Raw genomic sequence first — 21,847 nt, 5'->3', positions numbered from 1 at the left:
ATGCCGTGGCTCGCGGCGCCTCAGCACTGCGCGCCTTGCTTCCGCTCCCGCAGGAACTGGAAGAATTCCACGCCTTCGCGCAGGCGGCGTTTCATCATGGCGCGGTCGCGCACCATCTCGTTGACGATCGCCCCGATTTTGCGCGGGCGGAAATAGAACTGGCGATAGAACGTCTCGACCGCGTCGAAGATTTCCTTGTGGCTTAGGTCGGGATAATGCAGCGGCGCGATCTGGACGCCGTTCTCGTCCACCAGTTCGGCGTTGGCGCTATCGAGCCAGCCGTTCTCCAAAGCCTCATTATAGAGGAAAGTGCCGGGATAGGGCGCGGCCAGCGACACCTGCAAGGTGTGCGGGTTGACCTCCTTGGCGAATTCGATCGTCTCCTTGATCGTCTCGCGGGTTTCGCCGGGCAGGCCCATGATGAAGGTGCCGTGGACGGCAATGCCGAGTTCGCGGCAGTCCTTGGCGAATTGCTTGGCGACCTCGACCCGCATGCCCTTCTTGATATTGTGCAAAATCTGCTGGTTGCCGGATTCATAGCCGACGAGCAGCAGGCGCAAGCCGTTGTCGCGCATCACCTTCAGCGAGGCGCGCGGCACATTGGCCTTGGCGTTGCACGACCAGGTCACGCCGAGCTTGCCCAGTTCCTTGGCGATCGCTTCGGCGCGCGGCAGGTCGTCGGTAAAAGTGTCGTCGTCGAAGAAATATTCCTGCACCTGCGGGAAGTTCTCCTTGCACCATTTGATCTCTTCGATCACGTGGCCGACGCTCCGGGTGCGGTAACGGTGGCCGCCGACGGTCTGCGGCCACAGGCAGAAGGTGCAGCGCGATTTGCAGCCGCGCCCCGTATAGATCGAAATATAGGGGTGCTTGAGATAGCCGATGAAATAATTCTCGATCTTCAGGTCGCGCTTGTAGATCGGCGAGACGAAGGGGAGCGAATCCATATTTTCGAGGATCGGCCGCTCTTCATTGTGCTGGATATTGCCGTTGGCGTCGCGGTAGCTCAGGCCCAGAATATCCTTCCAGTCCTTGCCATCGGCGACGTCCTTGATGGTGAAGTCGAATTCGTTGCGGGCGACGAAATCGACCACCGGCGCGTTTTTCAGGCTGCCATCGGCGTCCACCGCGACCTTGGCGCCGATCAGACCGGCCTTGAGGCTGGGGTTGGCCGCTTTCAGCGCCTCGATGCATTTCACATCCGAGGCGAAGGACGGCACGGAAGTGTGCACCACGACGAGGTCGAAATCCTTGGCCTGCGCGACCACTTCGGCGAGCTTGGTCTTGTGCGGCGGGGCGTCGATCAGCTTGGAGTTCTCGACCAGAGCGGCGGGTTGCGCCAGCCAGGTCGGGTACCAGAACGAGGCGATCTCGCGGCGCGCCTGATAGCGTGAGCCGGCGCCGCCGTCGAAACCGTCGAAGGAAGGCGCTTGCAAAAAGAGAGTGCGCATGAAAGGCTGCTCCGCCCAAGCTTATGTTAATGGTCGAAATTCCGTCGCGCCACCAAGCCCGCCGATCGCGGCCATTCCGTGGCGCCAGTGAAGGGCGACTTAAACAACATCGCGGCCGTTCAATCAATCGCCGGGTCGTCATCGCCCGCCAACATGGTGCTCGCCGCGGGCGCGGCGCCGGAGAGGAAGCGCGCGACGCCGGGGCCGATGAGGATGACCATGAGCACCCGCGCCGCCTGCAAGGCCATGACGAAGGGCAGATCGAGCTTGGCGGACGCCGCGATAATGGCGACGGCGTCGATCCCGCCCGGGCTCATCGCGAGATAAGCGGTCAACGGGTCCTTGTGAGTGATCGCCGCGAGGATGACGGAGAGCCCGGCGCACAGCGCGATCAGCGCCACGACCGAGCCGAGGATCGCGGGCAGAGCTTTGAAGGCGTGCAGCAGGATTGCGCGCGAAAAGCGCTGTCCGACGCACCAGCCGAGAATGGCGTAATTCAGCGCCAGGAACCGGGGCGGAAGCTCAAGTGCGAACAGGCCTGAGTCCTGCGCCAGGGCGCCGACGAAGAGCGGCAGCAACAGCGGGCCGGCGGGGATGCGCAGACGCTGCGCCACAAAGGCGGCTCCGAGTAGAACGGCCAGCGTCACGGCAAAGGCGGGCCAGGCGACCGGCGCGAAGAAATGGGCGAGAGGGCCGGCGCCAGCGCCCGCGCCCGGCGCCCAGAACCGCGCGATCAGGCTGGCGACCAAAGCGACGAGGAGGACCCGCAAATATTGCATGAAAGCGACCAGGCGCATGTCGGCGCCATAGGCGTCGGCCATGACGACCATGGCGGAAGCCGCGCCGGGCAGGGCGCCCCAGATCGCGGTGGTTCCCGGAAACAGGCGCCATTTGGTCAGCAGCCAGCCGAACAGTCCGCTCACCGCCACGACGGAGAAGGCGGCGGCGATGAAGAGCGGCCAGTCCCGCGCCATTTCATGCAGGATCGCCGGCGTCATTTTCTGCGCGATCATGCCGCCGATCGCCGCCTGCGCCATGATGAACGCCCGCGACGAAACGTGGGTTTTGCCGTCGAAATTGGAAATGGCCGCGGCGGCGACGATCGCGCCCAGCATCAGGCCGGCAGGCAGGCGCAGGGCGATCAGAACGCCGCTGAGCAGCAGGGTGAGGGCGATCAGCGCCGCCCATTGCGTCGGGACGGCGCTGTCGCGGAACGAGAAATTTCGCCGCGCGCTCATGCCGTGGCGAAGACCACATCCACGCTGGTCGTCACCCGTGAGACCCGGGGAAGGATTTGGCGGATCGCGAAGTCGTGCAGTTCGGCCGCGCGCGAGGCGCAGGCGTCTTCGACGATCACCACTTCGAACCCAAGCTCCCAGGCCTGGCGGGCGGTGGATTGGACGCCGAAATTGGTGGCGATCCCGCCGAGGACCAGTGTCTTCACGCTGCGTCGCCGCAGTTGGAGCTCAAGCTCCGTGCCGTGGAAGGCGCCCCATTGGCGCTTGGTGACGACGATATCGCCCGGCGCCGCGACGCCTTCGACCAGATCGCTCCAGCCGGGCGGCAGACCGCCGGCGGGAAGCTGCATCGGCGCATCGACCTTCTGGCGCGGCGCATCGGCGAAATCCGGCGCAAAGGCGACGCGAACGGGAAAGAGCGGCGCGCCATTCTGCCGGAAACGCGTGGCGAGCGATCTGGCGCGGATGACGACTTCCGGCGCGGAATGCGGGGCGGTGGGCGTCTGGACAATGCCGTTCTGGAGGTCGATCAGGACCAGCGCGGCGGATTTCGGATCGAGCGTGATCATCGCGGGTCTTTGGCAAGAATTTGCCGCGCCGGAACTGGCTGGCGTGGCGAAAATATGAGAGGATACCCTCGTATTTATGAATTTGAGGATATCCTCGTAAAAGTCAAGGTCGATGTCGGACAAGCTCATCGAAGAGGCGGAAGCGAAAACGGAGGGTGCCGAGCCCAAATCCGAAGGTGCCGAGCCCAAATCCGAAGGCGCCGAGCCCAAATCCGAAGGCGCCGAGCCCAAATCCGAAGGCGCCGAGCCCAAATCCGAAGGCGCCGAGCCCAAATCCGAAGGCGCCGAGCCAAAGCGCCGGCGCGGTCACCTGCGGGTCGCCGCGATTTTGGAGTCCGCCGGCGCTCTCTTCGCACAGCAGGGCTATGATGCGGTGACCATGACTGAGGTCGCCGTGCGGTCCGGGACCGCGATCGGCTCGCTCTATCGTTTTTTCCCGACCAAGGAAACACTGGCCGACGCTTTGCTCAAGCGCTATGCCGAGCGGCTCGACGGGGCGCTGGCGGGGCTGGAGCGCGCTGCGCGGAATATGCCGCTTGACGCTTTTGCCGACGCCCTGGTCGAACACGCCCTCGCCTGGGGCGCGCAACGCGCGGCGGCGCTGGTCCTGATCGAGGCGCGCAGCGTCGGTGGCGCCCAAAGGGGGAAATTGCGCGCGGTCCTGCACGACCGGCTCGCCGAGGCGGTCGCCGCGATCAATCCGAAGCTGCCGGCGGACGAGGTCGAGACCAAAGCCCGGGTTCTGCAGTTGATCTTCAAGATGGCGGCGGGCAATGCGGGGGAGGGCGAGGGAGTCTTAAGCGAAATCCGCGCTCTGGCGCGCCTGTTCCTGAGGGAGCGCGTGGCCGCGGGCTGAAGGCTCAATCGCCGAAGATCGACCATTTCATTTTGTGCGCCAGAATCTCCAAAGCCATGCGGCCCAGATGCGAATTGCCGGCGGCGTCGAGGCCGGGCGACCACACTGCGATCGAGGCGCGTCCCGGCGCTATGGCCAGAATGCCGCCGCCGACCCCGCTTTTTCCCGGCAGGCCGACGCGAAAGGCGAATTCGCCCGAGCCGTCATAATGGCCGCAGGTGAGCATCAAGGCATTGATGCGGCGCGCGCGTTCCGGCGAAACCAGGCTGAAGCCGGTGTCCGGATTGCGCCCCGATTGGGCGAGGAAGCGCCCGGCCAGCGCGAGCTGGCGGCAGGTCATGGCGATGGCGCAATGGTGGAAATAGGTTCCCAGCACATGGTCCACCGGGTGCTGCAAAACCGCGAAGCTCTTCATGAAATTGGCGAGCGCCGCGTTGCGGAAGCCGGTCGCCTTTTCCGAACGCGCCACCGCCTCATCGATGAAAATGGAATCGTCCTGCGCCGCGAAGCGGATGAAACGCAGGATCTCGCCGAGCGCCTCGCGCGGCGGATGGCCGGACAGGATCACGTCGGTCACCGCCAGCGCGCCGGCGTTGATGAAGGGATTGCGCGGCACGCCCTTTTCCAGTTCGAGCTGAGCGATGGAGTTGAAGGCGTTGCCGGACGGTTCGCGGCCGACACGCCGCCACAGCGAATCGCCCACGACGCCCAAAGCCAAAGTCAGGGTGAAGACCTTGGAAATGCTCTGGATCGAGAAGGGGATTTCACTGTCCCCGGCGCAGGCGAGCGTCCCGTCGGCGGTCGCGACCGCGATGCCGAAATGGCGCGGGTCGACGCGGGCAAGCTGGGGAATATAGGTCGCGACCGCGCCGCGGTCTTCGCGCTGCCCCATCTTCTCGGCGATCTCATCGACAACATCATGCAGATCGGGCATTGCCGCCTCCGTTCGCGCCGCTACCGAAAAACGCGCCGCCGCAATAGCGTCAGATCATGGCGCTAAAGAGAGACCGCGGGTAATTTTGAACTTGCGTCAATCGCGAGGTTTCCCCCTTGAACGAAACCGATGACAAGAACCAGGCCGCGTCGTCGCCTCCGGCGGTTGAACCCGTCGCGCCCGCGCAGCTTCCGGCGAAACTTCCCCCGGAGGCGCTGCATGCGGTGATCGAGCATCATCCGCCGAGCCGGCGCAGCATATGGACGCGGCGGCTGGCGATTCTCGCCGTTGTCGGCGGCGGAATCGGCTTCGCGATCTGGCAGGCCCATCGCGCGCCGGCGATCCCATCCTGGATCGTTTACGGCAACGGCCGGCTGGAGGCCGACCCGATCGATATTGCGACCAAATTCGCCGGCCGGGTCGCCGAATTGCGCGCGGACGAGGGCGACAAGGTGACAGCGGGCCAGATCGTCGCGGTGATGGACACCCGCGATCTCGCCCAGACCCTGCAAAAACAGCAGGCGCAGGTCGAGCAGGCGCAAAAGGCGGTGGAGGCGGCGTCGTCCACGCTGGAGCAGGCGCGCAGTTCGACCATCCTCGCCGGGCAGGAGATGGAGCGCGCGCAAAAACTGCTCGCCAATGGCTGGACCACCAGGGAAGTCTACGACCAGCGCAAACAGGCGCTGGATTCCGCGCGCGCGATCCAGAACGTCGCCGAACATCGGGTTACCGAGGCGCAGCACGCGCTGGAGGCGGCGCGGCACGACGCCAAATTGACCCAGGTCAATATCGACGACAACAAGCTGATCGCACCGAAGGACGGGCGGATCGAATATCGCCTCTCCAATGTCGGAGAAGTGCTCCCGGTCGGCGGCAAGGTCTTCACCATGCTCGACACGTCCTATGTCTATATGGAGGTCTATCTGCCGACGCTTTCGGCGGACAAGGTCAGGATCGGCGCCGATTCGCGCATCGTGCTCGACGCTTTTCCCGACCGCCCCGTTCCGGCCAAAGTCTCCTTTCTGGCGAGCCAGGCGCAATTCACGCCGAAAATGGTCGAGACGAAGAGCGATCGCGACAAGCTGATGTTCAGGGTGCGGGTAAAGGTCGACCCCGATCTCGCCCGGGCGCACGCCGACGCGGTGCGTAGCGGCCTGCCCGGAATGGCCTATATCAAGACCGACCCGGCCCAGCCCTGGCCGGCCTCGCTCCTGGGCCGCCAGGTTCAGGGAAACAAGGAATGAATGCGGACCCGGTCGTCCGCCTGCGCCATCTGCGCCATGCCTATGGCCGGACCCGCGCGCTCGACGGCCTGTCGCTCGACATTCCCGCCGGCTGCATGGTCGGCCTCGTCGGGCCGGACGGCGTCGGCAAATCGACCCTGCTGGGCCTGATCGCCGGCGCCAAGGCCCTGCAGGATGGCGGCGTCGAGGTTCTGGGCGGCGACATCGCCGATTCCGGCTTTCGCGACGAGGCCTGCCACCGCATCGCCTATATGCCGCAGGGCCTCGGCAGGAATCTCTATCCCGATCTCACCGTCGCGGAAAACATCCGTTTCTTCTCCCGGCTTTTCGGCCAGAGTCGGGCGGAAGGAACCGCGCGCTCCGCCCAGCTCATGCGCGACGTCGGCCTCGCGCCCTTCGCCGACCGCCCCGCCAACAAGCTGTCGGGCGGCATGAGGCAAAAGCTCGGTCTGTGCTGCGCCCTGATCCACGATCCCGAGTTCCTGATCCTCGACGAGCCCACCACCGGCGTCGATCCCCTGTCGCGTCGGCAGTTCTGGGAATTGGTCGAGCGCATGAGACAACGCGCCGCGACGCCGATGAGCGTGCTGGTGGCGACCGCCTATATGGAGGAGGCCGAGCGTTTCGATTTCCTGATCGTGCTTCACGCCGGCAAAATCCTCGCCGCCGGCGCCCCCGCCGAGGTCAAGGCGCAGGCAGGCGCCGCCAGCGGAAAAGGAGCTTCCGCCAGCGGAAAAGGAGCTGCCGCCAGCGGAAAAGGAGCTGCCGCCAGCATCGAGGAGGCCTTTGTCGCGCTGCTGCCCGAGGCCGAACGGGCGCGGGCGAAAAAGCTCGACATTCCGCCGCGCCGCGCGGACAGCGACGGGCCGGTGATCTCCGCCCGGGGCCTGACCCGCCGCTTCGGCGATTTCATCGCCGTCGATCATGTCGATCTCGACATCGGGCGGGGCGAGATTTTCGGCTTCCTCGGCTCCAACGGCTGCGGCAAGACCACGACCATGAAAATGCTCACCGGCCTGCTGCCGGCGAGCGAAGGGACGGCGCGCCTGTTCGGCCAGACCATGGAGGCGGGCGGCATGGAATCGCGCCGCCGTGTCGGCTATATGTCGCAGGGCTTTTCGCTCTATACAGAGCTGACGGTCGAGCAGAATCTCGACCTCCACGCCCGGCTGTTCCACCTCCCGCGCGCGGCGGCGCGGGCCCAGATCGCCACATTGACCGAGCGCTTCGGCCTCGACGATTACCGGGGCGCGCTTGCCGCCGACCTGCCGCTCGGAGTCCGCCAGCGCCTCGCGCTCGCCGTGGCTTTGGTCCACAAGCCGGAACTGCTGATCCTCGACGAGCCGACCTCGGGCGTCGATCCGGTGGCGCGCGACGAATTCTGGCGGCTGTTGATCGAGCTTTCACGTGAAAGCGGCGTCACCATTTTCATTTCGACCCATTTCATGAACGAGGCGGCGCGTTGCGACCGGATTTCGCTCATGGATTCCGGACGCATTCTCGCCACCGGCGCGCCGTCGGACCTCGCCGCCGCGAAAGGCGCGGACAATCTGGAAGACGCCTTCATCTCATATCTGGAGCAGGCCGGGGCGCGCGGCGACGAGGAGGCCGCGGCCGAGCCGCCGCGCCTCGCAGCGCCCGCGACGCCGCCGCGAAATCCCTCCTTCAGCTGGCGCCGGATGATGGCCTATACGATCCGCGAGATACTGGAGCTGTCGCGCGATTCGATCCGCCTCGGCTACGCGCTGCTCGGCCCTGCCGTGCTGCTGCTGGTGCTCGGTTTCGGCATCACCACCGACGTCGATTCGCTGACCTATGCCGTGCTCGACCGTGACAATTCCTTCCTGAGTCGCGCCTATTCGAGCGAAATCCGCGGCTCCGCCTATTTTCTCGAACAGAAGCCGATCCGCGACGCCGCCGACCTGCGCAACCGCTTGAAAGGCGGCGCGGTCAGCGCCACCATAGAAATTCCCCCTGGTTTCGGCCGCGACATCGAGCGTGGCCGGCCGACCGAGGTTTCGGTGTGGATCGACGGCGCCATGCCCTTCCGCGCGGAGACGATCCATGGCTATCTCGCGGGCGTTCACCAGCAATTCCTCGCCGATCCCGCCATTCGCGGGATGGCCCCGGGAGGCAAGACCGCGCCCGCCAATATAGAGACTCGCTTCCGTTACAATCAGGATTTCGATTCGATCTATGCGATGGTTCCCGGCGCCATCGCGCTCCAGCTCGCCTTGATCCCGGCGATTCTGATGGCGCTCGCGATCGTGCGCGAAAAGGAGCTGGGCTCGATCACCAATCTCTATGTGACCCCGGTGACGCGGCTCGAATTCCTCCTCGGCAAGCAATTGCCTTATATCGCGCTGGCCTTCGTCAATTTCCTCGTCATGTTCCTGATGGCGATCTTCATTTTCAATGTGCCGCTCAAAGGCGGCTTCGGCATTCTCGCGCTCGGCGCGCTCGTTTATGTCATGGGAACGACGGCCTATGGCATGGTGGTCTCCGCCTTCACCACAACCCAGATCGCGGCTTTGTTCGGCACGGTCATCCTCACCATCCTGCCCGCGAGCATGTTCGCCGGCATGTCCATCCCGGCGTCCTCGATCACCGGCTTCGGTCGCGTGCTGGGCGCTTTGTTCCCCATGACCTATTTTCTGCCGATCTCGGTCGGCGCCTTCACCAAGGGTCTCGGCTTCGTTGACCTGGCGCGCCATCTCGTGATCCTGTCGCTGTTCCCGCCGGCGCTGATCCTGGTCAGCTGGCTGCTCCTGCGCAAACAGGAGAAATGATGCAGACCTTGAGCAACATCTTCTGGCTGGGGACCAAGGAGCTGCGCAGTTTCTTCCGCGACTGGGTGCTGCTCGGACTGGTGATCTATTCCTTTTCGCTCGCGATCATCGCCCAGGCGCAGAGCAATGCGCAGGAGCTGCATAACGCTTCGATCGCTTATGTCGACGAGGATCATTCGGAATTGTCGGCGCGTCTGGCCCGGGCCTTTCTGCCGCCTTATTTCCTGCCCGCCGTTCCCGTCGGCCAGGGCGACATCGACCGCCTGATGAACACCGGGGCCTATACGTTCATCCTCGACATTCCGCCCAATTTCGAGCGCGACGCGCTCGCGGGCCGCCAGCCGACCCTTCAGCTCAATGTGGACGCGACCGCCATGATGCAGGCGGGGATCGGCGCGGGCTACACGCAGCAGATTCTATCCAACGAAATCGCCAGATTCCTCACCCGGCAGGACCACCCGTCGCCCGTTCCGATCGGCCAGGTCGTGCGCATCGCGTTCAATCCCAATCTCGTCACCGCATGGTTTTCCAGCGTCATGGGCATCATCGGCTCCGTCACCATGCTGTCGATCATCCTCGCCGGCGCGGCGGTGGTGCGCGAACGCGAGCACGGCACGGTCGAGCACCTGTTGGTGATGCCGGTGACGCCTTTCGAAATCGCCATGGCCAAGATCTGGGCCAACAGCCTGATCATCGCCGGCGCCGTCTTGCTTTCCCTGATCTTCGTGGTGAAAAGGCTGCTCGCCATTCCGATCGAGGGCTCGATCCCGCTCTTCATGTGCGGCGTGGCGCTCTATCTGTTCTTCGCGACCTCGGTCGGGATTTTCCTGGCGACCATCGCGCGGACCATGCCGCAGCTTGGCCTGCTCTACCTCCTCGTCGCCGTGCCGCTGAACCTGCTTTCGGGCGCGAATACGCCGCTGGAATCCATGCCGCCCTTTTTGCGCGCCATCATGCAGGCTTCGCCGACGACCCATTTCGTCGCCATCGCCCAGGCGGTCCTTTACCGCGGCGCCGGCTTCGATATCGTCTGGCCGCGATTCGTGGCGATGGCGGCGATCGGCGGCGTTTTCCTCGCCCTCGGCCTGTGGCGTTTCCGCGCCGTGTCGTCGCAGTCGAACAATTAGCCGATCATCGCGACCTGCCGGCGCCGAGCATTCGCTCTGCCAGGCCGATGAAAGGCCTGGCAAGGGGCTCCAGCCGGCGGCGGGCGCCTTCGGCGCGCTCAACCAAAATCTCGCCCCGCGACAGTTCGCGGTCGAGCGCGGCCATGGTTTTGGCGTGGTCGGTGCTGTCGTCGTCGAGCCAGATATGAAAGACGCGGGTCCAGGCCAGCGCGAGGCCCTGCAATTTCAGGGCGCCGAGCGCGTCTTCGCTGGAAAGTCCCGCCGCCTCCAGCATGAAGCGCAGCGAATTGAGCGCGAGCTGGTTCAAGGCGGGAAGGGCGAGCGGATCGCGCATCGCCCAGTCATTGATGTTTTTCAGCGCGTCCCGGTAGGGCTCCATGGCGTCGAAGCGCCGCATCAGCACGTCGAACAGACGGTCCCTGGGGCGGTCCCGGTCTGTTTCGCCCGCGCTTTCGCCACCTTCCAGCACGATCTTGTCGATGCGCCGGGAAAAGCCGGCGAGAACGGCGCCTTTGGAGGGGAAGCAATCGCGGAACTGGGCCAAGGTGAGGCCGGCGCGGTCGGCGACATCGGCGAGCGAAATCTCCTCCCAAGGCTTTTCGCCCGCAAGCGCCATCAGCGCGTCAATGATTTTTTCGCGCGGATCGCTCTTCGGCTGCGGTCCCTTGTCGTCCTTGATCGCCTTGTTCATCGCCGAGCTCCGGTCTTTCCCCCTTGAAAATGGGATAAAACCGGCGCGGCGGCAAGGTCAGCCGGCCAATTCCTCCGCGCGCTTCGCCGCCGCCGCCGTCGCCCGGGCCATCAGCGCCGCGAGACCGTCGTCAGCCATCAGCACGTCGAGCGCTGCCTGGGTCGTGCCCCCGGGCGAGGTGACGTTCTTGCGCAAAATCTCTGCGGAAATTTCGGGCGAAAGATGCAGCAATTCGCCGGAGCCCTCGACGGTCGCCCGCGCCAGACGCATGGCGAGGTCCGGGGGCAGGCCGAGCGCTTCGCCGCCTTTCGCCAGCGCCTCGACAAGCAGAAAGACATAGGCCGGGCCGGAGCCGGAAATCGCGGTCACCACGTCGATCGCCTGTTCCGAGCTGACCCATTCGACCGCTCCGACGCCGGACAAAAGCTCTTGCGCGGTCTCGCGCTGCGCCGGCGTCACTTGGGCGATGGCGAAAGCGCCGGTGATCCCGCGCCCGATCGCGGCCGGTGTATTGGGCATGGCCCGGACGATCGCGCGCGCCGGCAGGCGCGACGCGAGATTGGCGACCGTCTTGCCGGCGAGAATCGAAATCAGCAGGCTGTCAGCGTCGAGGAATGGCGCGAGACCGGGCGCGGCGGCATCGAGCATCTGCGGCTTGATCGCGAGAACCATCGTGCGCGCCGGCGCCGGCGCGGGGTTGAGCGCAAACCCTTTTTCCGCCGCGAGATTTTTCAGGGCGTCGGAAGGTTCGGGCTCGACGACGCCGATCGTCCCGGGCTCGACCCCGGCGGCGAGCCAGCCGCCGAGCAAGGCGCCGCCCATCTTGCCCGCGCCGACCAGAACGAGGGCGGGGGCCGCGTCCATCACGCTTCGCCGCGGGTGTCGATCAATGCGCCTTCCAGCGCCTCGGCCGCCGACTTGCCGGCCCAGACGACGAATTGGAAGGCCTGGAAATAACGCTCGCAGGCGTCGATCGCGCCCGCCAGAGCCGCTTCGCATTGGGCGTCGTTGGGCTCCGCCCCGCCGGCGAGCAGCAAGGCGTGGCGGAACATGACGACATTGTCCTTGGACCAGACGTCGAAATGGCCGACCCACAATTGCTCGTTGATGCGGGCGACGAGCTGGGAGGCCTCGGCGCGGCGACGATCGGGAACCTTGAGATCGAAGGCGCAGGCGAGATGCAGCGCCTGGTGTTGCGGCAGCCAGGTGAACGCTATGGTGTAATCCGCCCAGGTTCCGGACACGCCGATCGAAATTTCGTCGGGATCGTCGCGGTCGAAGGCCCAATCTCTGAGAATGGCGATCCGCTCGACCACATCGACCGGATGCTCGACCCTCTCATTCGTTTCAATTCCAGACAGCAGCATGAATCGGTCCCAGGGTCGAGCAGCGCGCGAGCAGCCCACCACAGATGCGGGCTGCGCGGCAAAGATAAAGGAACGCGGCTTTTACTCGGCGATGGCCCGGACCCCCTCGATCCGCCTGAGTTCTCAGCCGAATCACCGGACTTATCCAATATAATCAGATTTGCCCGGCGAAGGAATCCTGTCCGCCTTCCCTGCGCAAGCTGCTGGATTCGCGCGGAATCGTCCATCCGCGCGCGGGCGGCGTCCACAGCTAATCGGATTTGTTCAGGCCTTCTTTTCGAGCTCGGCGATTTTCGCTTCGAGTTCGACGATGCGGCGCTCTAGCGCGTCATTGGCGTTGCGCGCGGCGACCGCCATGTCGCGCGTCGCCTCGAATTCCTCGCGCGTCACCACATCCATATTCGCGAGCAGGCGTTCGACCTGGGTCTTGACCGCCATTTCCGCCTCGCGGCCGAGGCTGCGTGCGGCGCCGGCGGCGTCGCTGAACAGGCGCGACATGTCGTCGAAGAAGCGGTTGGGCGAGGCGCTCATGGGAAGGCTCCAGAATGTGGCGTTTTCAACAGACATGGGCGCAGAGCGGCGGGAGCGCAAGAATTTTGTTGAACGGCCTTAATACAGGCGCCCTATTCAGGTTCTAACGGCCCCGCGCGCTTGTTCCTGCCAAAAAGGTTTTCGACGACATGCCGCTTTTTCTGCTGCCCTATCCGGTCATCGATCCGGTGATGGTCCATCTCGGGCCGTTTCCAATCCGCTGGTACGCCATGGGCTATATCGTCTCGCTCATCGCGGGCTGGCTGATCGCGGCGCGGCTGGCGCGCAGCGACGCCTTATGGGGCGACGTCAGGCGGCCCCGGGCCGAGCGGCTCGACGACCTGCTCGTCTATGTCGCCTTCGGCGCCGTGCTCGGCGGCCGCACCGGCTATGTCCTGTTCTACAATCTTCCCTATTTCCTCCAGCATCCGCTGGAGATTCCCCAGGTCTGGAACGGCGGCATGTCCTTCCACGGCGGCCTGACCGGCGCCGCGCTCGGCGCCTATCTCTTCTCGCGCCGGGAAAAAATTTCCTTCCTGAGCGTCGGCGACCTGTGCTGCGCGGTGGCGCCCATCGGTCTCTTCCTGGTGCGCATCGCCAATTTCATCAAGCCGGAATTATGGGGCCGGCCGACCGATGTTCCCTGGGCCATGATCTTTCCCGGCGCCGGACCTTTGCCGCGTCATCCGAGCCAGCTTTACGAGGCCGGGCTCGAAGGAATCGCGCTTGGGATCATCCTGGCTCTGGCGGTGCGCGCCGGCGCCTTCCGGCGGCCAGGCTTGACCTCGGGCCTGTTCATCGGCCTTTATGGTCTGGCGCGGATTTTCTGCGAATTCTTCCGCGAGCCGGACCCGCAACTGGGCTTCCTGTTCGGCGGCGCGACCATGGGCATGATTCTTTCCGTGCCGCTCGTTCTGCTGGGAGCGCTTATGGTTTTCTATTCCTTGCGCCGCGCCCGGCCCGCGGCGCGCGATCTGGCGGCGGAGGGGCGATGACGCAGGCGCAGGAGCGGACGCTCAAGGAAGATATACGCGAGATCATCGCCGACGAAGGGCCGATCTCGCTCGAACGTTATATGGCGCTCGCCCTTACCCATCCGATCAAGGGCTATTACACCACCCGCAATCCGTTCGGCGCCGACGGCGATTTCATCACGGCGCCGGAAATCTCCCAGATGTTCGGGGAGCTGATCGGCCTGTGGGCGGCGGAAATCTGGAGCCAGATCGGCGCGCCGCGCCACGTCCGCCTGGTCGAGCTGGGGCCGGGCCGCGGCGCGCTGATGGCTGACGCCTTGCGCGCCGCCCGCGCCGCGCCGGAATTCTTCGCGGCGGTCGAAGTCGAACTCATCGAGGCCAGCGACCTGCTCGCCGCGCAGCAGAGCGCGGCGCTCGCGGCAAGCGGCAAGGCGGCGTCCTGGCGCAAGAGCCTCGACGAGGTTCCGCCCGGTCCGGCGATCTTCATCGCCAATGAATTTTTCGACGCCCTGCCGGTCCGCCACTATCTCAAGACCGCCGAGGGCTGGCGCGAGCGGCTGGTCGGGCTCGACCCCGACGGCGAGCTCGCTTTCGGCCTCAGCCTCGAGGTCGAGCCCTATATCAAGGCGGAGGCGCCGGTCGGCGCCGTTCTCGAGGTTGGCGCCGCCGCGCAGAGGCTCATGACCCGGATCGCGGCGCGCATCGTCTCGGAAGGCGGGGCCGCGCTGATCATCGATTACGGCTATGAACGCACCGCTTTCGGCGAGACCCTGCAGGCGGTGAAAGCGCATCAATTCGTCGATCCTTTGACCGAGCCGGGCCTCGCCGACCTGACCACCCATGTCGATTTCTCGGCGCTCGCCCGCGCCGCCGCTTCGGCCAACGCCCTCGTCCACGGCCCGGTCGAACAGGGCGCCTTCCTGACCGAGTTGGGGATTTACCAGCGCGCCGAAGCGCTCAAGCGCAATGCGACGGCGGAACAGGCGGCGGCGGTCGATTCGGCCGTGGCGCGGCTGAGCGGCGACGGCGAAGGCCAGATGGGCGCCTTGTTCAAGGTTCTCGCGGCGACCCGCCGCGGCCTGAAGGAGGCGCCGGGCTTCGCGCCGGCGGGCGCGGCCTGATGAGCGAAGAGATTTCGTGCGCCGCCATACGCGCGCCGGCGCTCGATGGCGCGCCCCACGCTTTTTTCACCCGCCAGGGCGGCGTGTCGCAGGGCGTCTATGCGACGCTAAACGGCGGCGTCGGCTCGAGGGACGATCCCGCCGCCGTGGCGGAGAACCGGGCCCGGATGGCGCGGGCGCTCGGCGTGGCGCCGGCGCGTTTTCTCGTTCCCTATCAAATTCATTCGGCAGAGGCGCAAGCGGTCGCGGCGCCCTGGGCCGAGGGCGAAAGGCCGCGCTGCGACGGTCTGGTCACAGCCACGCCGGGCCTGGCGCTGGGCGTCACCGGGGCGGATTGCGGCGTGCTGCTCTTCGTCGACTTTTCCGCCGGCGTCATCGGCGCCGCTCATGCTGGCTGGAAGGGGGCGCTGACCGGCATGGTCGAGGCCTTGGTTTCGGCGATGGAGGCGCTCGGCGCGCGCCGGGCCAATATAGCTGCGGCGCTGGGGCCGACCATCGGGCCGAAAAACTATGAGGTCGGCTCGGAGTTTATCGCCCGGTTCGAGGCCGAGGACCCGAGCTTCGCAAGGTTTTTCGCGCCGTCCAGCAAGCCTGGCCATTTCCTGTTCGACCTGCCGGGCTTTATCGATATGCGCGCCCGGCGGGCCGGCGTCGGGCGGTTCGAAAATCTTGGCCTCGACACTTATGCCGACGAGACGCGCTTCTATTCCTACCGCCGCACGACCCACCGCAAGGAGCCGGACTACGGCCGGCTGGTCGCGGCGATCGCCTTGCCGGCGTGAGGACGCCAAGGCTTTCTTCGGCGGCGGCTTGCGGGGATTCGTCGCCCCGCTATACAAGGCGCTACGATTTTTCCGAGCCTTTGCCGCCTACGTCCCGGGGTCGTGAAATGAAAGTTGCACCGCATTTCGAAGCGCTCAGCGAAACTTTGAAAAACATCGCCCAATTGCGGGAAAGCAATCGGGCCGCGGATTTTTTCATGCGTTCCTATCTGTCGTCATGGGACTTCGACGAGGATTGGTATCTGCATTCAAATCCCGATCTCATCCGCGCCTTTCCCTCATCCGCCTTTCCCGACGCTTTTTCGCATTATCTCGCCGTCGGATATTACGAAGGGCGAGCGCCCGTTCCTCTAGAAGTTGACGAGGACTGGTATCTCTCCACCTATCCCGATGTCGCGAACGCGCTCATCCAGGGCCTTCTAGCCGGCGCGCAAGAGCATTTCGCAACCAATGGCTATCGCGAAGGCCGTATTCCCGCCGACCCCGACATCGATCCGCACTGGTACGCCGCGACCTATATGGGCGCCGGGCGCGCCAACGACGCCACGCCGGAGAAATGCTTCGACCACTTTGTCACGATAGGCTATCTGAATGGCGCTCTTCCGCGTCCCAAAGCATGACGCGTTTCCGTGGAGACGCGTCATGCTTTGGGATGTGGGGCCTCCTTCGCAACGCCAGCCGGTGATTTCCCCCGATGTTCAAGGTGACCTTTCCCAAATTCAGCGAAGAGGCCTATCTCGAAGCCAATCCGGACGTCGCGGAGGGCATTGTGGCCGGGCGGCACCGCAATGCCTACGATCATTACCTGAACCATGGCGTCGATGAGAACCGCACCCCCAAACTGAGCCGGGAACCCATGACCCTCGTAGGCTCCGTCGAACATTTCGCCGTGTCGGAATCGGGCTATTTCACCATTTTCGGCTGGCTTGGCGACGAGGGCGTCGCTCCTCCGCAATGGCGCCTGGTCGGGGCGGAGTTCGATGTCGAGATCACGCCGGACGCTATCTTCCGGCATGCGCGCAAGGACGTCGAAAGTGGCTATCGCGACGGCGCCTATGATTACGGCTTCATCATTTTCGGGCGCACGCCGTCGAAAAACCTGCTCAAACAACCGGTCATGCTTCAGGCGCGCTCGCGCGCGGCGCAGTTCAAGGGCACGGCGACGCCCGACGCCTGGTCCGACCGGCGCGTCCTCGACACGCTCCTGATCCGCCTGAAAAACGCCCAGTCGCATCGCGGCCTGGAGGCTGGCGTCCACCAGTTTCTCGCCGGATCGGCCGGCGAGACCATGACGTCGCTGTTTACCGCCCACGCCCAGGCCAATTCGCAGTCGCCACATGTCGAGACGTTCCGGCCGCGTCCGGTCTCCCGGTCCTTTCTCACCGTCCTGTTCGGTTCGGTCGAGCCGATGCTGCTCCAGCCGCTTCTGTTCAACCGCGCCGGCGTCGATTTCGGCGAATGGATCTATGTCTGCAACTCGCCGGAGGACGGCAATTCCGCCTTGCGCATCGGCCGCACGATTTCCGAGCTTTATGACGTCATGATCACTGTGGTCGTGATGGCGGACAATGTCGGTTTCGGCGCGGCCAACAACGTCGGCGTTTCGCTCGCGCGCGGCAATTCGATCTATATCGTCAATCCCGACATCTATCCGATGAAGTCGCAAATCGCGCCGTTGCGGCGCGCTCTGGACCGCGATGGTCTGGGCGATGTGCTTTGGGGCGGCCTGCTGTTTTATGACGAACAGAATCTGATGCATTCGGGCATGTTCATCGAGCAGGACGTCTTCATCCGGGGTCGCGGGCTGGGGTCCATCGGCGATGCGCAGCCGGTCTCCGTCAAGCTCGCGCGCGTCGAACATTTCGACAAGGGCGTTCCCTTCGTCGCCGGGCAATGGAAGCGTCCGCTCATCGTTCCGGCGATTTCCGGCGCCGTGATGGCCTTCGATCGCCGCATGTTCGACAGGATCGGCGGCTTCTCGACCCGCTATATCTACGGCCATTACGAGGACGCCGATCTTTCGCTTCGCTGGGCCCAGGAAAACGGCCCGGTCGCGGTCGATCCGGACCTGCGCCTGGTCCATCTCGAAGGGCAGGGCTCCAAGGCCAAGGGCGAGCAATATCGCGGCGCCCAGCTCGCCAACCGTCATCTGTTCTCGGCGCGCTACGCCGACCTGTTCCAGTCTCATCCCGAACTCATGACGGGCGCGCGCGAGTTTCCCGAACACGAGCCCGAAACGCCGGCCCAATCGACGGAAGCCTGAAATGCGCATTCTGTTCGTCAGCTACATGCATCCGTCCGTCACGCCCGGGGGCGCCCAGCAGGTCGCCGACGAAATGCGTCAGGCGGCGATCGCGCGCGGCCATGAGGCCTTTATGGTCGCGGCGCTGGAAGCCGATCAGGAGGGGGCGTTCGGCAAGCCGGGCGCCCCGATCGTGCCGATGCCGGGGGAGAAAAACCAATATTTCTACTTTCCCCAGCACTATAATTTCGTTCACAAATCGGTCGGCGAATGGCGCTCGCTCAAGTTTTTCCACAATCTGGTCGCTTCGATCGCGCCCGACGTCATTCATTTCCATCATTATCACCGCATCGGGGTGGAATCGATCCGCGCCGCGCGCATGGCCGCGCCAGACGCCAGAATCTGCATGACCTTCCACGAGATGATGGCGATCTGTCTCGCCGGCGGCCAGATGGTCAAAACGACCAATCGCGACCTCTGCCGCAAGGCGACTCCGATCGACTGTCACGGCTGTTTCGAGCATCTCCGCCCGGAATTCTTCACCCTGCGCGAGGCGCGCCTCCAGGCGATCCTTGACGAATGCGATTTTTTCTTCTTCCCGTCGGAGTTCATCTCGCGGCGTTATCAGGACTGGGGCCTCGACCCGGCGAAATGCCATGTCGTTCCAAACGGCCAAGTCCATCCGGAGCCCCGCGTCGAGCGTTCGCGGCACAGTCGCGGCGTCAATCGCTTCGGCTTTTTCGGCCAGTTCATCGACAACAAGGGCATTGACGTCATTCTCGACGCGGTCCTGCTGCTCGCCCGCGAGGAACGCCTGCCGGAAGGCGGCGTCGAAATCATGATCAATGGCGGCAACCGCCATTATGCGACCAAGGACTATCTCGCCAGGGTCGACGCCCTGATCGCGGAGATTCGCGCGCTCGACGACGACCGCGTCCGGATCCACGAACTCGGGCGCTACAGCCGCGACGAACTCGCCGAACGCATGATGATGGTGGATTGGGTGATCGCGCCCTCGACCTGGTGGGAGGTTTTCGGCCTTGTCGTGTCTGAGGCGTGGATGTTCGGCCGCCCGGCGATCGTCAGCGACATCGCCGGCCTCGGCGAGCGCGTCAAGCACGAAGTGAACGGCTTCACCTTCCCTGCGCGCAATAGCGCCGCGCTCGCCGATCTCATCGCCGAGCTGGCCGGCAACGAGCTGGAATGGCGCCGCGCCCATGAGGGGATCAAGCCGGACTGGAGCGAGCTCGACATGTTCGACGCCCATATGCAGGTGTGGGGCGAGCCGGAAGGGAAGCCCGCGCCGCCTCCCAAACCCGATGCGAAAGCTTTGGCGGCCGAGATCGGGCCGGAAAAGTTTCCCAATCTGGAGGCGCTGTTCGGCTCCGTCGACGAAGCCTGAGACATGGTGGCTCCGCATTAATTTTCTTGCTTTTGGCCGCCTCGTTTCTTCCAGGGGATAGAGACGGACTGCCTACGGAGTGCTTGCGCGATGTATAGTTTCGATATTGTTCAGAGCCTGTCTCCTTCCCGTGACGTCCATCCGCAAGACACAATGTATAAAAAAGATTCTCCTGATCATTACTTTGCGGTGGGGAGGAGCATGCTCTGGGCTGTCTTCAATTGCTTGAATTTGAGAGCGTCCTACAAATTTGGCTTGTCGAACATTGAACGAATATTTGATTTTGGCTGTGGTTACGGGCGCGTTACGCGCTATTTTCGTTCAGCCTTTCCGGAAGCCGAGGTTCATGTGACCGATTTTGACGCGCGGGGCGTGCAATTTTGCGTCGAGCAGTTCCAATGCCTTGATACGCAAGGGGGCATCGCCGAAAATTTCTATGATCTCATATTCCTTGGTTCGGTTTTTACGCACTTACCGTCCCAAACGGTGTCGCAACTGCTTCCACTTCTTCTGAAGGCCCTGCGCCCAAATGGCGTTTTGATCTTTACGACGCAAGGACGCTTCCCGGTGGAGCGAATGCGTGGGTTCGATTGGGAAAACGACAAAGGTCGCAGTTGGATGCATTATAATCTCGAAAGGGAAGCTTTTGAGAAACTCGTAAGAATGTTCCAGGAGACCGATTATGGATTTGTCGATTATCCAAAGAGAACGGGATATGGGGTGGCGATCGCCAGCCCCTTTTGGTATTCAAGAGAAATACTTAAGAATACGAGTTTCATTCAAATTCTCCTGCAAGAAAAGGGGTTCGATAATCACCAAGATGTCAGCGCCTTCATGCGCGCGGACGTCGCGGATCTTGCAAAGGGTCCTCTTTTTTTCGCTCGGGGTTAAACGATTCTTGTCGACTGGTTTGTGGTCGACATCGACGTTGCCAGCTCACATCTTTACAGCTTCTTGCAATTTTTTTTCAAACGATTCGCAATCGATCGCGTATGAACCGCGATTGTCTTCAATTTCCTCGCCGACCAAGAGGTCATATTTAAAGCCGTAAGCTCGCGCAATGAGGGCGTAAGCGTCGGTTCCAATCCTAGGGTGAAAGAGTTCGATCAGGCTTAAGTGAGGGTCACGACGAAACGCGATGTGGGTCAGGCCCATGCCGTGCGCTCCAACGATGATTTGCGCGCCTTGGACGACAGAAATCTGCTCTAAGAGGGTCATGGAACTCATCGTTACGATCGTGAAGTCATATTTCCGGGCAACTTCAATTAACTCATGTTCGTTGCGGATTTTTCTCAGTTTTGCATCTTCGCGCGTGATGAAGATCCTCGCATGCGGGGCCGGTGCAATCGGAAATCGGGCGGTCAAGGCTTTTATGTGGCTCACGGATTCAGGGTGAGCAAGCTGTGCGGGGTGCATGCGCCTGATTTTCTGGTCGGAGAAGAACATAAATCTCTTCTTCAAAGTCAGAATCTGACGATCGCTTGGGAAATAGAACATTTCGCGGCGAAGTTTAAAAATCTTGCAGGCTGAATCGATCAAAACATCGTGGAAAACGCCTCTGGTTCCTCCCATGATAAAAATGGGATCCGTCAATCCGCACTCGCCTTTCGATACCAGAAGGCTGAGGCGTGTCATCCAGTCAAAAAGAAAATGAGCAAAATTGGCTCCGTCGGCCGAGTCCTGGATCAAGACAACGTCTTTATCTACTTCTTCCGGTCTATATTTTACGACTTCTTTCGAGAATCGTCTTGAGGAGGCAGCGGGGTAAAAGAAATTATTTTTATCGTCAAAATATTCGAATTGATAAGGGCCGACGAAAAGGCTTTTTGCGTCGCTTATAAAAAGAGAAAGCGGCGGGCGTCGAGCTCTATTCAGGCTACTTGAATAGTGAATAGTAGGAAAAGCGCCCGCGCATTGCAACTCGTTTTCAGTTCCTTCTAGCAGTATCTTCTCGTCGAAGGATTGCGTATCGTTTTCGGTGAAATATAGCTCACTCAGTTCCGGGCAGGTTAGCTCCACAAACGTTTTCTGAAAGGCTCCATCTTGGTCGAAAACAGAATTTATTGAAAGTTCTGGATAGCGGTCTTGAAGTATGGCTTTTAACAGCTTAAAAACTATTTGTTTTTGATCGCCAAATATAACGCCATCGTATAATATATAGTACTTTACTAAGGCGTAAAGATCATCCTTTTTCGATAAAATTTGTTTGAAGAACTCCCGTTTGTCTGCCTCGATGCTAGCGAACTTCATTGTATAATCCTGCGCGCAACCGGCGAAGCCGGTCTTCGAGCTTTGCGGTTTGGGTTGACGGCGCTTGGGTTCGATATGCAGTCCAGTCGTGGGCTACTGGGATCGAACAAAGTGTTCCGAGGTCGAAAACGGTCGTGTGGGAGTATCGGCGTAGCGATCGCGGGCATGCAAGCGATTTCTTGAAAGGTGCGAAAACTGTTAAGGGAAATGCCAGTTCGCAGTCGCGATTGGTGGGTTTTTTTCCGAGTTGGGGGCTTAAGCATGGCGTCGGTAATTTCC

20 protein-coding genes are annotated in these 21,847 nt (G+C 62.9%); 11 read left to right on the top strand and 9 right to left on the bottom strand.

Features of this window, described 5'->3' with window-relative positions; genetic code table 11:
- Positions 1-20 precede the first annotated feature (20 nt).
- The 3 genes from hpnJ to K2U94_RS15730 form a co-directional block, all read right to left on the bottom strand.
- The gene (hpnJ, locus tag K2U94_RS15740) at positions 21-1,451 is read right to left on the bottom strand and encodes a hopanoid biosynthesis associated radical SAM protein HpnJ (protein ID WP_243068111.1); all 1,431 of its coding nucleotides are present in this window, start codon (positions 1,449-1,451) and stop codon (positions 21-23) included.
- A 119-nt stretch (positions 1,452-1,570) separates the two neighbouring features.
- Positions 1,571-2,689 carry an AbrB family transcriptional regulator gene (locus K2U94_RS15735; protein ID WP_243068110.1) on the bottom strand — a complete coding sequence of 373 codons (1,119 nt, stop codon included), beginning with the start codon at positions 2,687-2,689 and terminating at the stop codon, positions 1,571-1,573.
- A complete protein-coding gene (locus K2U94_RS15730) occupies positions 2,686-3,258 on the bottom strand; it encodes a hydrolase (protein WP_243068109.1) in 573 nt (190 codons plus the stop codon). Before K2U94_RS15730 ends, K2U94_RS15735 begins: the two co-directional genes overlap by 4 nt.
- Positions 3,259-3,370: 112 nt before the next feature.
- Between K2U94_RS15730 and K2U94_RS15725 the strand changes: the two genes are divergently transcribed.
- The gene (locus K2U94_RS15725; RefSeq protein WP_243068108.1) at positions 3,371-4,114 is read left to right on the top strand and encodes a TetR/AcrR family transcriptional regulator; all 744 of its coding nucleotides are present in this window, start codon (positions 3,371-3,373) and stop codon (positions 4,112-4,114) included.
- Between the two features lie 4 nt (positions 4,115-4,118).
- On the opposite strand, the gene K2U94_RS15720 is transcribed toward K2U94_RS15725, so the two are convergent.
- A complete protein-coding gene (locus tag K2U94_RS15720; protein WP_243068107.1) occupies positions 4,119-5,048 on the bottom strand; it encodes a glutaminase in 930 nt (309 codons plus the stop codon).
- 116 nt (positions 5,049-5,164) lie between these two features.
- On the opposite strand from K2U94_RS15720, the gene K2U94_RS15715 reads away from it, so the two are divergent.
- Genes K2U94_RS15715 through K2U94_RS15705 form a run of 3 tightly spaced genes read left to right on the top strand, consistent with a single transcriptional unit; the run spans position 5,165 to position 10,208 of the window.
- Positions 5,165-6,292, top strand: coding sequence for an HlyD family secretion protein (locus K2U94_RS15715; protein WP_252393680.1), 1,128 nt, complete (start codon positions 5,165-5,167; stop codon positions 6,290-6,292).
- Complete coding sequence (rbbA, locus tag K2U94_RS15710) at positions 6,289-9,081, top strand: ribosome-associated ATPase/putative transporter RbbA (protein ID WP_243068106.1); 2,793 nt, start codon at positions 6,289-6,291, stop codon at positions 9,079-9,081. Before K2U94_RS15715 ends, rbbA begins: the two co-directional genes overlap by 4 nt.
- Positions 9,081-10,208 (top strand): ABC transporter permease, encoded by a 1,128-nt coding sequence (locus tag K2U94_RS15705; RefSeq protein ID WP_243068105.1) that lies wholly within the window; start codon positions 9,081-9,083, stop codon positions 10,206-10,208. The genes rbbA and K2U94_RS15705 overlap by 1 nt, the downstream gene beginning before the upstream one ends.
- Before the next feature lie 4 nt (positions 10,209-10,212).
- Here K2U94_RS15705 and K2U94_RS15700 read toward each other — a convergent pair whose 3' ends face one another.
- The 4 genes from K2U94_RS15700 to K2U94_RS15685 form a co-directional block, all read right to left on the bottom strand.
- Positions 10,213-10,899: a TetR/AcrR family transcriptional regulator gene (locus tag K2U94_RS15700; protein WP_243068104.1), complete on the bottom strand. Its 687-nt coding sequence runs from the start codon at positions 10,897-10,899 to the stop codon at positions 10,213-10,215.
- 57 nt (positions 10,900-10,956) lie between these two features.
- Positions 10,957-11,763, bottom strand: a complete 807-nt coding sequence (gene proC / locus K2U94_RS15695) for a pyrroline-5-carboxylate reductase (RefSeq protein WP_243068103.1) — start codon at positions 11,761-11,763, stop codon at positions 10,957-10,959.
- Positions 11,763-12,266, bottom strand: a complete 504-nt coding sequence (locus K2U94_RS15690; protein ID WP_243068102.1) for a type III secretion system chaperone family protein — start codon at positions 12,264-12,266, stop codon at positions 11,763-11,765. The genes proC and K2U94_RS15690 overlap by 1 nt, the downstream gene beginning before the upstream one ends.
- A gap of 264 nt (positions 12,267-12,530) precedes the next feature.
- Positions 12,531-12,797 (bottom strand): accessory factor UbiK family protein, encoded by a 267-nt coding sequence (locus K2U94_RS15685; RefSeq protein ID WP_243068101.1) that lies wholly within the window; start codon positions 12,795-12,797, stop codon positions 12,531-12,533.
- 149 nt (positions 12,798-12,946) lie between these two features.
- Here K2U94_RS15685 and lgt point away from each other — a divergent pair, with 149 nt between their 5' ends.
- From lgt to K2U94_RS15650, 7 genes are all read left to right on the top strand, one after another.
- Positions 12,947-13,792 (top strand): prolipoprotein diacylglyceryl transferase, encoded by an 846-nt coding sequence (lgt, locus tag K2U94_RS15680; protein WP_243068100.1) that lies wholly within the window; start codon positions 12,947-12,949, stop codon positions 13,790-13,792.
- The gene (locus K2U94_RS15675) at positions 13,789-14,892 is read left to right on the top strand and encodes a class I SAM-dependent methyltransferase (protein ID WP_243068099.1); all 1,104 of its coding nucleotides are present in this window, start codon (positions 13,789-13,791) and stop codon (positions 14,890-14,892) included. The genes lgt and K2U94_RS15675 overlap by 4 nt, the downstream gene beginning before the upstream one ends.
- Positions 14,892-15,674, top strand: a complete 783-nt coding sequence (gene pgeF / locus K2U94_RS15670) for a peptidoglycan editing factor PgeF (RefSeq protein WP_243068098.1) — start codon at positions 14,892-14,894, stop codon at positions 15,672-15,674. The genes K2U94_RS15675 and pgeF overlap by 1 nt, the downstream gene beginning before the upstream one ends.
- A gap of 197 nt (positions 15,675-15,871) precedes the next feature.
- Complete coding sequence (locus tag K2U94_RS15665; RefSeq protein WP_243068097.1) at positions 15,872-16,294, top strand: hypothetical protein; 423 nt, start codon at positions 15,872-15,874, stop codon at positions 16,292-16,294.
- A gap of 74 nt (positions 16,295-16,368) precedes the next feature.
- Positions 16,369-17,937: a galactosyltransferase-related protein gene (locus tag K2U94_RS15660; RefSeq protein WP_425332529.1), complete on the top strand. Its 1,569-nt coding sequence runs from the start codon at positions 16,369-16,371 to the stop codon at positions 17,935-17,937.
- A 1-nt stretch (position 17,938) separates the two neighbouring features.
- Complete coding sequence (locus tag K2U94_RS15655; RefSeq protein WP_243068095.1) at positions 17,939-19,318, top strand: glycosyltransferase; 1,380 nt, start codon at positions 17,939-17,941, stop codon at positions 19,316-19,318.
- A 90-nt stretch (positions 19,319-19,408) separates the two neighbouring features.
- Positions 19,409-20,209 (top strand): class I SAM-dependent methyltransferase, encoded by an 801-nt coding sequence (locus K2U94_RS15650; protein ID WP_243068094.1) that lies wholly within the window; start codon positions 19,409-19,411, stop codon positions 20,207-20,209.
- Positions 20,210-20,254: 45 nt separating this feature from the next.
- On the opposite strand, the gene K2U94_RS15645 is transcribed toward K2U94_RS15650, so the two are convergent.
- The gene (locus K2U94_RS15645; RefSeq protein ID WP_243068093.1) at positions 20,255-21,568 is read right to left on the bottom strand and encodes a glycosyltransferase family 61 protein; all 1,314 of its coding nucleotides are present in this window, start codon (positions 21,566-21,568) and stop codon (positions 20,255-20,257) included.
- Positions 21,569-21,847 lie beyond the last annotated feature (279 nt).

Source organism: Candidatus Rhodoblastus alkanivorans (genome assembly GCF_022760755.1).
Taxonomy (GTDB): domain Bacteria; phylum Pseudomonadota; class Alphaproteobacteria; order Rhizobiales; family Beijerinckiaceae; genus Rhodoblastus; species Rhodoblastus alkanivorans.
The sequence above is the reverse complement of the archived record's forward strand: the minus strand, read 5'-3'. Positions and strand labels throughout refer to the sequence as shown.

Excerpts from the sequence above, each read along its gene's own strand:
- K2U94_RS15655 (WP_243068095.1), top strand. The coding sequence starts at position 17,939 with ATGCGCATTCTGTTCGTCAGCTACATGCATCCGTCCGTCACGCCCGGG.
- K2U94_RS15720 (WP_243068107.1), bottom strand. The coding sequence starts at position 5,048 with ATGCCCGATCTGCATGATGTTGTCGATGAGATCGCCGAGAAGATGGGG.
- rbbA (WP_243068106.1), top strand. The coding sequence starts at position 6,289 with ATGAATGCGGACCCGGTCGTCCGCCTGCGCCATCTGCGCCATGCCTAT.
- lgt (WP_243068100.1), top strand. The coding sequence starts at position 12,947 with ATGCCGCTTTTTCTGCTGCCCTATCCGGTCATCGATCCGGTGATGGTC.
- K2U94_RS15700 (WP_243068104.1), bottom strand. The coding sequence starts at position 10,899 with ATGAACAAGGCGATCAAGGACGACAAGGGACCGCAGCCGAAGAGCGAT.
- K2U94_RS15725 (WP_243068108.1), top strand. The coding sequence starts at position 3,371 with ATGTCGGACAAGCTCATCGAAGAGGCGGAAGCGAAAACGGAGGGTGCC.
- pgeF (WP_243068098.1), top strand. The coding sequence starts at position 14,892 with ATGAGCGAAGAGATTTCGTGCGCCGCCATACGCGCGCCGGCGCTCGAT.
- K2U94_RS15705 (WP_243068105.1), top strand. The coding sequence starts at position 9,081 with ATGCAGACCTTGAGCAACATCTTCTGGCTGGGGACCAAGGAGCTGCGC.
- K2U94_RS15660 (WP_425332529.1), top strand. The coding sequence starts at position 16,369 with ATGTTCAAGGTGACCTTTCCCAAATTCAGCGAAGAGGCCTATCTCGAA.
- K2U94_RS15685 (WP_243068101.1), bottom strand. The coding sequence starts at position 12,797 with ATGAGCGCCTCGCCCAACCGCTTCTTCGACGACATGTCGCGCCTGTTC.
- K2U94_RS15675 (WP_243068099.1), top strand. The coding sequence starts at position 13,789 with ATGACGCAGGCGCAGGAGCGGACGCTCAAGGAAGATATACGCGAGATC.
- K2U94_RS15690 (WP_243068102.1), bottom strand. The coding sequence starts at position 12,266 with ATGCTGCTGTCTGGAATTGAAACGAATGAGAGGGTCGAGCATCCGGTC.
- K2U94_RS15665 (WP_243068097.1), top strand. The coding sequence starts at position 15,872 with ATGCGTTCCTATCTGTCGTCATGGGACTTCGACGAGGATTGGTATCTG.
- K2U94_RS15730 (WP_243068109.1), bottom strand. The coding sequence starts at position 3,258 with ATGATCACGCTCGATCCGAAATCCGCCGCGCTGGTCCTGATCGACCTC.
- K2U94_RS15645 (WP_243068093.1), bottom strand. The coding sequence starts at position 21,568 with ATGAAGTTCGCTAGCATCGAGGCAGACAAACGGGAGTTCTTCAAACAA.
- hpnJ (WP_243068111.1), bottom strand. The coding sequence starts at position 1,451 with ATGCGCACTCTCTTTTTGCAAGCGCCTTCCTTCGACGGTTTCGACGGC.
- proC (WP_243068103.1), bottom strand. The coding sequence starts at position 11,763 with ATGGACGCGGCCCCCGCCCTCGTTCTGGTCGGCGCGGGCAAGATGGGC.
- K2U94_RS15650 (WP_243068094.1), top strand. The coding sequence starts at position 19,409 with ATGTATAGTTTCGATATTGTTCAGAGCCTGTCTCCTTCCCGTGACGTC.
- K2U94_RS15735 (WP_243068110.1), bottom strand. The coding sequence starts at position 2,689 with ATGAGCGCGCGGCGAAATTTCTCGTTCCGCGACAGCGCCGTCCCGACG.